This is a genomic window from Aliarcobacter vitoriensis, assembly GCF_003316695.1.
In the GTDB taxonomy this organism is placed as follows: domain Bacteria; phylum Campylobacterota; class Campylobacteria; order Campylobacterales; family Arcobacteraceae; genus Aliarcobacter; species Aliarcobacter vitoriensis.
In genome coordinates, this window is record NZ_PDKB01000004.1 from 36,662 (window position 1) to 49,505 (window position 12,844).

The 12,844-nt window shown below is 28.0% G+C and carries 12 protein-coding genes; 5 read left to right on the plus strand and 7 right to left on the minus strand.

What is annotated here, in order from left to right; genetic code table 11:
* Positions 1 to 31: 31 nt before the first annotated feature.
* Positions 32 to 1,483, minus strand: a complete 1,452-nt coding sequence (locus tag CRU91_RS02985) for an acetyl-CoA carboxylase biotin carboxylase subunit (protein WP_113893255.1) — start codon at positions 1,481 to 1,483, stop codon at positions 32 to 34.
* Positions 1,484 to 1,774: 291 nt separating this feature from the next.
* Between CRU91_RS02985 and CRU91_RS02990 the strand changes: the two genes are divergently transcribed.
* The 4 genes from CRU91_RS02990 to CRU91_RS03005 all read left to right on the plus strand — a co-directional run bounded on the left by CRU91_RS02990 (position 1,775) and on the right by CRU91_RS03005 (position 6,445).
* Entirely contained in the window at positions 1,775 to 3,967 is a 2,193-nt protein-coding gene (locus CRU91_RS02990; protein WP_235826933.1) for a TonB-dependent siderophore receptor, read from the plus strand.
* 85 nt (positions 3,968 to 4,052) lie between these two features.
* Positions 4,053 to 5,639 carry a PepSY-associated TM helix domain-containing protein gene (locus tag CRU91_RS02995; protein ID WP_113893256.1) on the plus strand — a complete coding sequence of 529 codons (1,587 nt, stop codon included), beginning with the start codon at positions 4,053 to 4,055 and terminating at the stop codon, positions 5,637 to 5,639.
* Positions 5,636 to 5,941, plus strand: coding sequence for a hypothetical protein (locus CRU91_RS03000; protein WP_113893258.1), 306 nt, complete (start codon positions 5,636 to 5,638; stop codon positions 5,939 to 5,941). Before CRU91_RS02995 ends, CRU91_RS03000 begins: the two co-directional genes overlap by 4 nt.
* 9 nt (positions 5,942 to 5,950) lie before the next feature.
* Positions 5,951 to 6,445, plus strand: a complete 495-nt coding sequence (locus tag CRU91_RS03005) for a hypothetical protein (RefSeq protein WP_235826934.1) — start codon at positions 5,951 to 5,953, stop codon at positions 6,443 to 6,445.
* Between the two features lie 9 nt (positions 6,446 to 6,454).
* Here CRU91_RS03005 and CRU91_RS03010 read toward each other — a convergent pair whose 3' ends face one another.
* The 6 genes from CRU91_RS03010 to sufB are packed head-to-tail and all read right to left on the minus strand — an operon-like array spanning position 6,455 to position 11,625.
* Complete coding sequence (locus CRU91_RS03010) at positions 6,455 to 6,802, minus strand: metal-sulfur cluster assembly factor (protein WP_113893260.1); 348 nt, start codon at positions 6,800 to 6,802, stop codon at positions 6,455 to 6,457.
* A 9-nt stretch (positions 6,803 to 6,811) separates the two neighbouring features.
* Complete coding sequence (locus CRU91_RS03015; RefSeq protein ID WP_113893262.1) at positions 6,812 to 7,219, minus strand: SufE family protein; 408 nt, start codon at positions 7,217 to 7,219, stop codon at positions 6,812 to 6,814.
* A gap of 1 nt (position 7,220) precedes the next feature.
* Positions 7,221 to 8,408 (minus strand): aminotransferase class V-fold PLP-dependent enzyme, encoded by a 1,188-nt coding sequence (locus tag CRU91_RS03020; protein WP_113893470.1) that lies wholly within the window; start codon positions 8,406 to 8,408, stop codon positions 7,221 to 7,223.
* A complete protein-coding gene (locus tag CRU91_RS03025) occupies positions 8,401 to 9,432 on the minus strand; it encodes a SufD family Fe-S cluster assembly protein (RefSeq protein WP_113893264.1) in 1,032 nt (343 codons plus the stop codon). The genes CRU91_RS03020 and CRU91_RS03025 overlap by 8 nt, the downstream gene beginning before the upstream one ends.
* Complete coding sequence (gene sufC, locus CRU91_RS03030) at positions 9,419 to 10,186, minus strand: Fe-S cluster assembly ATPase SufC (protein ID WP_113893266.1); 768 nt, start codon at positions 10,184 to 10,186, stop codon at positions 9,419 to 9,421. Before sufC ends, CRU91_RS03025 begins: the two co-directional genes overlap by 14 nt.
* A 2-nt stretch (positions 10,187 to 10,188) precedes the next feature.
* Entirely contained in the window at positions 10,189 to 11,625 is a 1,437-nt protein-coding gene (sufB, locus tag CRU91_RS03035) for a Fe-S cluster assembly protein SufB (protein WP_113893268.1), read from the minus strand.
* Between the two features lie 223 nt (positions 11,626 to 11,848).
* On the opposite strand from sufB, the gene CRU91_RS03040 reads away from it, so the two are divergent.
* Complete coding sequence (locus tag CRU91_RS03040; RefSeq protein WP_113893270.1) at positions 11,849 to 12,796, plus strand: iron-sulfur cluster assembly scaffold protein; 948 nt, start codon at positions 11,849 to 11,851, stop codon at positions 12,794 to 12,796.
* The last annotated feature ends 48 nt before the right edge of the window (positions 12,797 to 12,844 follow it).

Below are 12,844 nucleotides of genomic sequence, written 5' to 3' on the forward strand. Positions count from 1 at the left end.
ATGTAGATTAAACAACTAAGAACAAAAGTTCTTAGTGTCTTGTAGCTATATTTTTTGAGTTAATAGTATCTATTAATTTTTTAAGATTTTGAATTTTTTCTTCTTCTTCTGAAATATTATCTTGACTATTAAGTGTGAAAATATCCATTTTTGTATCAAGATAATTTGTAGTAAATTTTCCATCTTTAAAATCTTGATCTCTTACAATTTCTCTATGAAGTGGAATATTTGTAGGGAAACCTTCAACATAAAATTCATCTAAAGCTCTTTTTGCTTTTTTTACACAACCTTCCCAATCTAATGCCCAAACAATAAGTTTTCCTACCATAGAATCATAGTTTGGTGGAACTTTATATCCAGTGTAAAGTGCAGAGTCAAGTCTTACCCCTGGACCTCCTGGAGTTAAGTATTTTGTTACTGTTCCAACAGATGGCATAAATCCTTTTAATGGATTTTCAGCATTTATTCTAAACTCAATAGAGTAACCTCTAAAGTTAATCTCTTCTTGTAAGAATATCATCTTATCACCTTCAGCAATTTGAATCATTCTTTGAATAATATCAACACCAGTAATAGTTTCTGTAACTGGATGCTCAACTTGAACTCTTGTATTCATCTCAATAAAGTAAATATTGTCATCTGGATCAAGTAAGAATTCAACTGTTCCAACACTTTCATATCCAAGTTTGAACATAGCTTTTGTTGCAATTCTATAAAGTTCTTTTCTTGCTTCATTATTCAATCTTGGAGATGGAGCTATTTCGATAACTTTTTGGTGTCTTCTTTGGATAGAGCAATCTCTTTCTCCTAAATGTAGAACATTTCCATATTTATCAGCAATAACTTGAATTTCTATGTGTCTTGGATTTTCAACATATTTTTCAATAAATGCTTCTCCTCGACCAAAATATTTTAAGGCTTCGTTTGATGCACTTTCAAATAGTTCTTTGAAGTCTTTTTCTTGTCTTACTATTCTCATCCCACGTCCTCCACCACCGAACGCAGCTTTGATGATAACAGGAAAACCAATCTCTCGTGCAATTTTTGCACCTTCTTCAATGTCAATAATTGGTTCATCAGTACCTTCAAGTACAGGAACACCAACTTTTTTCATAGCAACTTTTGAAGCCATTTTATCTCCAAAAAGTTCTATATGTTCTGGTTTTGGACCAATGAAAATAATACCATTTTCTTCACAAGCTCTTGCAAAATCAGCATTTTCACTTAAAAACCCATATCCAGGGTGAATAGCATCACAATCAGATTTTTTAGCAATAGATATGATTTTTTCATAGTCTAAATATGCTTGAACAACATCCCCTAAAATTGGGTAACACTCATCTGCTTTTCTAACCCAAACACCTTCTATATCTACCTCAGAAAAAATTGCAACACTTTTTATCTCAAGCTCTTTACAAGCTCTGATAATTCTTAGTGCAATCTCTCCTCTATTTGCAATAAGCACTTTTTGAATCTTTTTCATATTTTTAGCCTTTTCAAAAATTTTATATATGATTGTAGAGTTTTTTTTTTATTAATTCTTCTTAATTTTTGTTAATAAAATTGTTTAAAATTGCTAATTATATTTTTAAATTTAAACAATATAAAAACTTAATGAATAACTATTATTAATTTTATATTATTTTAAGTTTAATTGATTAATATTCCGTTTACTTTTTAATAATTAGTATACTAATTATCAAAAATAAAGATAAATTCTCCTAAAGATTTATCAAAATTTTAATCAAAAAATATTAAGAAAGAAAGGAAAAAGATGAAAATCAAAATGGCAATTTCAGTTGCAGCAATGTTAGTTGCGGGGGGGGGTACTCTATTAAGTGCTGACCAAGTAAAATTAGATGAAATCACAGTAAGTGAAACAAATCAAACTACTACATATACAATAAAAGAAACTAGTTCTTCTGCAAAACTAGATTTATCTTTAAAAGAGACTCCTCAATCAATTACAGTAATGACTCAAAAGCAAATACAAGAACAAAATCTACAAGATTTAAATGATGTTATGACTCAAACTCCAGGAGTAACTTTAACTCAATATGGACAATTTGGAGCAGGATATACTTCTTATTATGCAAGAGGGACTTCAATTACTAATTTCCAAAGAGATGGTATGCCATCATCAGAGATAAATATTGGTAGATTCAATGGTTTTGTAGGATTAGAAGATACTGCTATTTATGATAGAATTGAAATTATAAGAGGTTCAACAGGACTTACAAATGGAGCTGGAAATCCAAGTGCAAGTATAAACTATGTTAGAAAAAAACCTACAAAAGAGTTCCAAGGAGATGCTAAAGTATCTTATGGAAGTTGGGATACTTATAAAGGAACTATAGATATCTCTGGTGGGTTAAATTCAAGTGATAGTATAAGAGGAAGATTGGTTGCTTCTTATGGTGAGGGTGGAAGCCAACAAGATAGATATAATAAAGAAAATAGTTTAATATATGGTGCTTTAGATTTTAATTTATCTGATAATACTCTTTTAACAACATCTTTAACATATCAAAAAACAAATGTAGATAATGCTTCTCCTCATGGATTTAGTTCTACAACAAATGAAGGACATTCTAAAGCAACTTATTATTCTAAAAAACAGACAACTTTTGGAAGACATGATAATGCAGCAGCAGATTTTACATATACTGATGTGGAAAGATTAAACCTATCTTTAGGATTAGAACACTATTTTAGTAATGATTGGAAAGCAGTTGCTGGATATTCATATTCAAAAACAAAAACTGATAGACTTTATGCTATTGCTGGTTCTTCTGCTTTTTCATATGATGGGTACACAGCTTACAAAAATAATGGAAGCATTGATTATATTTTAAATCCAGGACAAATGATGGGACAAATGGGATATGTTGAGAGAAATCCTGATACTCACTCTATAGATTTATATGCAAATGGAGATTTTAACCTATTTGGAAGAACGCATAAACTATCTTTTGGTGTAAATGGTCATCAATCTAAATCAGATGATCCAGCAGAGGTTAGAACACCATTTATAGTAGATATAAATGGATGGAATGGACATATAGCAAATAGACCAACGATGCCAACAACAAAAAATAGATATGTTTTTGATGAAAAGCAAATTGGTGCTTTTGCTGCTTTAAATTTAGAATTATCTGATCCTTTACATCTAATTTTAGGAGGAAGATTATCTAATTTTGAAAGAGTAATTAATAAAGGAACAGCAACAGAACAAACACAAAAATATAATGCAGAATTTACTCCTTATTTAGGTTTAGTTTATGATATAAATGAAAATTTTGCTACTTATGCTAGTTATACATCTATTTTTAATCCAACTTCTACAGCAAAAGATACAAGTGGAAATTATCTTGATCCAGAAGAGGGTAATACAACGGAATTTGGAATTAATTCAGAATTTTATGATGGAAAATTAAATGCTAGTATTGCTTATTTTATTACAAAACAAGATAATTTAGCTGTTTCTGATACTCCAAACCTAACACCAGAAGGTACTACTGCTTTTAAAAGTGAAGATGGAGTAGAGATAAAAGGTTGGGATTTGACTGTTTCAGGGGAACTATTACCAAATTGGAATCTATCAGGAGGATATACATATACTGATGCAAAAGATAAAAATAAAGATAGATTAAGAACAGGAGAAGTACCAAAACAAACTCTTAAATTCTTTACTACTTATAAATATAATCAATTAACTCTTGGTGGAGGAATTAATTGGCAAAGTGAAGTTCATAATGCAAATTCTACTGGAATTGCAAAAGATATTAATAAACAAAAAGCTTATACGCTTGTAAATGCAATGGCAAAATATGATATTAAAAAAGATTTTAGTGTTATTTTAAATGCAAATAATTTATTTGATGAAGATTATTTATTAAATACAGGAGGTTCTCAAGCTTGGGGAGCTGAAAGAAATTATACTTTATCTTTAAACTATAAATTCTAAAAATTAAAATCGAAAATTGTATAATCCCATTTCCAAATTTGGTAATGGGATTTTTTGATTTATATAAAAGGATAAAAATATAAATATGATAGAACAATTAACAAAACAAGAAGAGAAAAGAGTTTTTAATCAAAGGCTCCAAAGAGTGCATGTGGCAATAGGTATAAGCTTCTCATTTTTGATGTATATTGCACTATTCTTTGGATTATTTGCAATATTACTTCCATATATACAAAACTGGGAAAAACCAATAAATCATATAAAAATGACAAATGTTTCAACTATTGATTATGATAAGATGCTAAATCAAGTTCTGAATGATAGTAGTTTTCCTAAAAATAATCCAATTACAATATCCCTTCCAGGATATCTGAAAGATCCAACTTTAAAAGTATCTACACAATTTGTATCACCAAAAATATTTGACCCAAATACAACTTTAGAATTAAAAAAAGATGAAAATATATTTGAACTTGCAAACTTTCTAAACTATATGCATTATGGAAGATTGTTTGGAGAGTTTGGTTGGTATATTTTTGGATTTATGGCAGTAGCTGGAGTATTTTTAATAGTTGGTGGATTGATTCAAATACTTATAATAAAATATAGAGATAGCACATCTAGTCAAACTGGAACATTCTCAAAATGGCATAGAAAAATACTTATATGGACTATTGCACCATTTTTACTTATTGCAATAAGTGGTGTTTTTATGAATATAGGTAAAAAATCTGCTCCATTGATGACAACTGTTGCTACACAAGGAGAGATAAAAGAGGTTGGAAAATTTATCTTCCCAGCTATTCATCCACAAGACCCAAAAATAGATAAATCAGGCGAAATTATAGAGATGCTTTCAATAAATGAGTTACTTAAAATTGCTCAAAATATAGCACCTGAATTAAATTTTTATAGAATTAAACTTACAAATTGGCAAGATTCAACTGCTGTTGTAAAATTTGAAGGATATAATCCATATATGCCATTTTTGAATGGACTTTCAAACATACCAAATTTAGTTTTAAGTGGAGTTGATGGAAGTTTAATAAGTGAACAAAAGGTTATGGATAAAAGATGGGGTTCAATATTTTATGATGTAATAAACTATATTCATTTACTTTTTAGTGTTGATGATATCACTAGAATGGTAGTATTTTTTATAATGCTTTTTACAACTTTAGCTATTGGTTTTGGAAATTTACTTTATTTAGAGAAAAAGGCTAGAAAATTTCCCATAAATATTCCAGTTTATCAAGGTTTAGGAAAGCTATCTCTTGCAGTTATGGTAGGTGTTATTCCTGCAACAGCTTTACTATTTGTTCTTCAATGGTTACTTCCTTTAGATATGGAAAATAAATTTTTAATCACAAAAGGAATATTTGCTACCTTTTGGTGTTTTACTTTTACATACTCTTTTTATAGATTGAACTCTTATCAAACAGCTAAAGAATTTTTATATTTGGGTGGAATTTTATTTATACTTAGTTCAATAATTCATTTTATAAATAGTGGATTTAGTCCTATTCGACTTTTAAATGAAGAAGTTTATACAGTTTTAGCTATGGACATAGGTTTAATTTTCTTTGGACTAATCTTGTTGATTATTGCTTGTAAATTACCAACAAACAGAGATAAAATTCAAGAGTTTTGGACTTCAAAGGGTGTTAAATGAGAAATTATATTCGTAATTTAAAAATACCAGAAAAAAGTGGTAAAAAGATAGGATTATTTAGAATCTTATGTTCAATTATTGGTGGATTAATTGTAACTTTGTTGGCAATGGCCTTACTTGTGACAATAGTTCCTATTGGAAAAGAGGATATTACACTGGCAACTATTATAATAGATGGTTCAATTTGGGCTTTGATTGCTTTTTGGATAAGTTTGAGTTCGAGTAAATATATAGCACTTCTAAGATGTCTTATTCCAAGTTTAATATTAGCAATTGCATTAATAATACTTTTTAATATATAAGGATATGAAATGATAAAAAAGATAATTTTATTTTTTGGTTTGAGTGTGAGTTTATTTTCTCATGAATTAATACTTATAGTAGAAGATAATAAAAACAATACTATTACCGTTGCTGGAGAGTTTGATACAGGAGATAGTGTTGCTGGAGCATTGATAAAACTTGAGAGTTTATCAAGTGGAGATATTCTTTTTCAACAAAGACTTCCAGAATCACAAGAAATAATAGTTGAAATACCAAAAGAACCATACAGAGTTGTACTCGATGGTGGAAGTGGACATACTTTGATAAAAGCTGGAATTGCTCCAATAGAAGGTTTTAAAGAAGAAGTAAAGCAAAATGTATCAAATCAGAATAAAAAATCATCACAAAAACAAACTATTTTAACAAAATGGGATAGCTTGACTATTACATTTTTTACTTTATGTTTAATAGCATTTTTATTGGCAATTTATTTTAGTAATAAAAATACAAATAGGATTTTAGCTCAATTAAAAGAGAGCTAAAATTCTCTTTTAAAAAGATATAGCAGCTCCGCTAGCACCCATAATTTCACGTGCTTCTTCACTCATCATATGTGGTTCCCAAATTGGTTCAAATACTAGATTTACTTTTGCTTCATCAACTTCATCAACAGCAATTGCTACATATCTTACTTGCTCTATTAAACTATCAGCAACTGGACAAGATGGACTTGTAAGAGTCATATCTATTTCACAAAACAGATAGCTTTCTCTCTCTTCTAATTCTATTTTATAAATAAGTCCTAGATTGTAAATATCAACTGGGATTTCAGGATCATAAACTTTTTTTAAATTTTCTATGATTTTATCTTTTATTTCATCTTTATTAAAAATTGACATAAATTTCCTTTAAGCGTTTAACGCATACTCTTTTATTTTTTTTATCATACCTATAACTCCACTTTGTCTATTTGGAGTTATAACTTCACTTAATTCAAGCTCTCTTATGATATCCATATCAACTTCTTTTAACTCTTGGATTGTAGAATTTGAAAAAATATCTAAGATAATATATACCAATCCTTTTACAATAATTGCATCACTTGTGCCATAAAAAAATAGTTTATCATTTTTTTTCTCACATATTAACCAAACTTGAGAAGTACATCCATGAACTATATTTTCTGGAGTTTTATTTACTTCATCAAAGACAGGAAGTTTTTTACCTAAATCAATAATATATTCATATTTTGCTAACTCATCATCAAAAAAATCTAAATCATCTTTTATATTTTCTACTCTTTGTTTTATACTCATCCTAATCCTTTAACATAGAAAGTGCTCTTTTAAGTGCAATTATCAACTTATCAATATCTTCAAAATCATTATAAAAAGCTAAACTTACTCTTATAGTACCTTTTATATTCAATTTATTCATAATTGGCATTGCACAATGATGACCAACCCTTACTGCAACTTTCATTTTATCAAGTAAAATAGATATATCATCATGAACTATTCCAGTAAAATTGAAACTTCTTGTTCCACTACAATCTTTTATATCATTGTAAAAAATTATATCAGGAAGTTTTTTTAGTTCATCATCAAGATATTTTAAAAGTTCATTTTTTCTTGTTTGTATAGTTTCATAACCAATATTTTCTATATATTTTAAAGACTCTTTAAAAGCTATAACTCCCGCAATATTTTGAGTTCCTGCTTCAAATTTATAAGGAGAGTTTAAAAAAGTAGTTCCTTTTTCAAAATCAACTGTATGTATAGTTGCTCCACCTGTTTGATAAGGTTCTACAATATCTAAAAATTTATCTTTTATATATATTGCTCCAACTCCTGTTGGACCAAAAGTTTTATGCCCTGAAATAACAAAAAAATCACAATCAAGTTTTTGAACATCTATTTTAAAACTGCTTAAACTTTGTGCTCCATCTACCATAACTACACAATCATAAGAGTGTGCTAAAGATATAATTCTTTTTATATCGTGAACTTTTCCAAAAGCATTTGTAACATGAGCAATACTCACAAATGAATTAGGATTTTGTTTTAAAATTTCTTCAAAATGTTTAAAATCAAAATCCAAATTAGAGTTACAATTTACAACTTCAAGTCCTGAACCTTTTAATCTACCTTGCATATGCCAAGGCACAATATTTGCATGGTGTTCTAAACTTGAGATAATAACAGTTTTAAAATTTATTGCAAAAGATAAAGCTATAAAATTTATACTTTCAGTAACACCTTTTGTAAAAATTATCTCTTCTTTTTTATTTGCATTTATAAATTTTTGTAAAGCAATTCTCGTATTTTCAAACTCTGTTGTAGCCGTTGCAGCATCTCCAAATCCACTTCTATGAGTATTTGAACAGTATTTTGTATAATAATCAACCGTTGCATCAACAACACTTTGTGGTTTTTGAGTTGTTGCTCCATTGTCTAAATATACAGTTTTTGAGTTTTGAAAATATGGAAAATCTTTTTTATACATATTTTTCTCTTTTATAATTATCAATAAATTCTTTTATTTTTTCATTTTTCAAATTATTTCTAATAGAACTTTCAAAAGCAACTAAAAGCATATCATAAGCTTTGTCTTTTGGAATACCTCGAGCAGTTAGATATAAAAGTTGTTCTTTATTTAGTGTACCAGTTGTTGTACCGTGGCTAGCTTCAAGTTCATCAATATATATTTCTAAATGCGGTTGAGCAAAAATTGTAGCATCATCACTTAATAAAATAGAGTTACAATTTTGAAAAGCTTTTGAATAAAGTGCTTCTTGATTTACTATAGATTTTATTTTTACAACTGCTCTTGAGTTGTCTTTTAGGCTATTTTTATAGTTTATATTACTTCTTGAACTTTTGTTATTGTGTACAGTTTTTACCAAAGTTGAAGAGTTTGCTTTGTCTTTTAGTTTTAGTAAACCATTTAATTCATAGTTTATCTCTTGTGAATTTACATTGTTTTCAAAATTATTTACCACAAAACCATCTCCAAATTCAAAATTTGTGATCTCTAAATTTGATTTATCATCTTGTGAAGTTTTTAAAGAGAATATTATAGAGTTTTCTAAAACTATATCTTGAACTTTTACATACTCTAAGTTTGCATTTTTTCCTAAATCTAAAAATCTATTTACAAAAAATGCAGAGTTTGTAGAGTTTGAGTTAAAAACTTCTATAATTTGTGCTTTAACTCCATCTTTAACTTCGATTTTTAAAGAGTTTGTAAATGCTATTTCACTCTCATTTAAAGTATGAATTAGAATAATTGGTTCTTTTGTATCTTCACTTATTGTTAAAATTTTTTGATTACTGTCCAAATTTTTTGTTACATCAAATAAAATACTATCATAAGAATTTTCATCTTTTTGTGATTTTAAATCAAGGCTAAAATTTGAAGTTTTAACACTTTTAAAATCATAAGAAAAAAGATAAGAAAAATCTATTTTTAAAAACTCTTCATCTTTTTTTTGTGGTAGTTTTAAATCTTGAAAATTAATTACTTGCATTATTTATTCCTAATGCCTCAAAACCTTTCTCATCTAGTTCTAAAGCTAAACTATAATCTCCAGTTTTAGCAATCTTTCCATCACTCAAAATATGTACAAAATCAGGTTTTATAAGTTCTAAAAGTCTATCATAGTGAGTAATCATTAAAATAGATTTTTTACCATCAAGCATAGAGTTTATTACATTTGCTACGATTTTTATTGCATCTACATCTAGTCCACTATCTATTTCATCAAGCATTATTAAATCAGGTTGTAGCATTAAAAGTTGGATTAATTCATTTCTTTTTTTTTCTCCACCACTAAACCCATCATTTAAATCTCTTTGTAAAAGTTTTCTATCTATATCAAATTTTGAAGTCTCTTCTTTTACTAGTTTTAAAAATTGCATCGCATCTAGTTCTTCTTTTCCTTCATAGGCTCTTTTTGCATTTATTGCTGTTCTTAAAAAGTAGCTATTATTTACTCCAGCAACTTCAACAGGACTTTGGAAACTCATAAAAATACCTTCATTTGCTCTTGTTGAAACATCCATTTGCAATAAATCTTTATTTTTAAATGTTATTTTTCCACCTGTTACTTCACAGTCATAATGAGCTGCTAAAGTTTTAACTAAAGTAGATTTACCTGCACCATTTACTCCCATTAAAGCATGAACTTCTCCTGGTTTTATATCTAAGTTTAAACCTTTTAAAATATTATTATCATTTATACTAACTTTTAAATCTTCAATTTTTAATAAACTATTACTCATAATTAACCTACACTTCCTTCTAATGAAATATTTAATAACTCTTTTGCTTCAGCTGCAAACTCCATTGGTAACTCTTTTAAAACCTCTTTACAAAAACCATTTACAATCATAGCTATTGCATCTTCTTCATCAATTCCTCTTTGATTTAAGTAAAATAGTTGTTCATCTGAAATTTTTGAAGTTGTTGCTTCATGCTCTATATTTGCACTACTATTTCTTATCTCATGATATGGATAAGTATGTGCTTGACATTTATGTCCTATTAAAAGTGAATCACATTCAGAAATATTTCTTGCATTATGAGCATTTTTACCAACTCTTACCAAACCACGATAAGCATTTATACCTTTCATAGCTGAAATACCTTTTGATATGATTGTTGATTTTGTATTTTTACCAAGATGTATCATTTTTGTACCAGTATCAGCTTGTTGAGCTTTTGAAGTAATAGCAACAGAGTAGAATTCTCCTACACTATTATCTCCTTGAAGCACACAAGATGGATATTTCCAAGTTATACTTGAACCAGTTTCTACTTGTGTCCAAGATATTTTAGAGTTATCACCTTTACATAAACCTCTTTTTGTTACGAAGTTTAAAATTCCACCTTTACCATCTTCATCTCCTGGAAACCAGTTTTGAATAGTAGAGTATTTTATATGACCATCTTTCAATGCACATAATTCAACAACAGCTGCATGAAGTTGTCGTTCATCTCTTGAAGGTGCAGAACAACCCTCATTATATGAAACATAACTTCCTTCATCACAGATTATTAATGTTCTTTCAAATTGACCTGTATTTAAAGCGTTTATTCTAAAATAAGTTGAAAGTTCCATTGGACATCTAGTATGTGGTGGAATATATACAAAACTTCCATCTGTAAAAACTGCACTATTTAAACAGGTAAAATAGTTATCTGAAACAGGAACAACACTTGATAAATAAGTCTTTACTAAATCTGGAAATCTATGTGCAGCTTCACTTATAGAGCAAAATATAATTCCTAATTTTTCAAGCTCTTCTTGATAAGTTGTTTTTACTGAAACTGAATCAAATACTGCATCTACTGCAACACCAGCTAACATTTTTTGTTCTTCTAGTGGAATTCCTAATTTTTCATAAGTTTTTAATATTTCTGGATCAACTTCATCTAAAGAGTTTAAAGCTTTTTTAGGTGCTGAAAAATATGCATAATCTTGGTAATCTATTTTAGGAAACTTAAGATTTGTCCAAGTTGGTTCTTCCATAGTTAGCCATTTTTTATATGCTTTTAATCTAAATTCTAAAAGCCATTGTGGTTCTTCTTTTTTTGCACTTATTGCTCTTATAACATCTTCATTTAAACCTTTTTCAAAAGTATCACTTTGAACTAAAGTTTCAAATCCAAGTTTGTAATCTTTGTTTAAAATGTCATGTATTTGCTGATTATCACTCATGACTTCTCCGTAAAATTTATTTGATTTTAAATAGGACAGAATTTATCCTGTTTGAATAATATCAAAATAAGTATATAATGTAAAGGCATAAATACAACTAAAGCGATTTTATTGCTATGCAAATATAGAAACAACTCCTATTTAAAGGGAGTTTATAATTAAGATAAATTTTATCCTATATTGAATAAAATACAAAAAATATATATTATATAATGGAAGATTAATGAAAGAAAATGATAAAAAAGAGTATTCAAGTAAAATTTTAGAAAGAATTGATGAACCAAAAAATTTAGGTTTAATTACAAAAGAGAAAGCAAAAGAGTTTAATTTAAAATTATTAAGTTCAGATTATGAGTCAAATGCTGGAGATAGCATAAGGCTTTATTGGGCTGTTGATAAACAAAGTAATATTATTATGGATGCTAAATTTCAATCTTTTGGGAGTGGAATTATCATTGCTTTAAATGATATGATGACTGAATTGTGTATTGGAAAAACAGTTGAAAAAGCTTCAAAGATTACAAAAACAGATGTAGAGTTTGCTCTAAGAGATAGACCAGAAATTCCTGCAATGAATATTCAAGAGTTATATGATAAAACTTTAAATTTTGTAGTTATTAAAAAAGTTGCACTATCTTATACAGAAGTTGATGTTAGTTCTTTTGATGATGATTATTTGGTTTGTGAGTGTGCTAGAGTTAATTTAGGAGATATTAAAAGTGCTATAAAACAATTTGATTTAAAAACTATTGAAGATATAGGACAAATAACAAAAGCAGGAATCTTTTGTAAATCCTGTCAAAAAGAAGGTGGATTAGAGGAGAAAGAGATATATTTAACTGATATATTGGAATATACTAGAAAAGAGATAGATGAACAAAAACAAAAAGAACAAGAGAGAAGCCAAATTGATTTTGAAAGCTTATCAAAAGAAGAAAAGTTAAAACTTATTGATGAAGTTTTAGATGAAGATGTACGACCTATGCTTGTTATGGATGGTGGAAATATGGAAATTTTAGATTTAGTTGAATCAAAACCACATTATGATTTGTATATTAGGTATTTAGGTGCATGTAGTGGCTGTAGTTCGGGAAGTATGGGAACACTTTATGCTATCGAGTCAATTTTACAGGATAAAGTATTCGTAGATTTAAGAGTTTTACCTATATAAAGAGGCTTTTTTGAAATTATTTTGGTACAATAAATAAAAAGAGGTTAT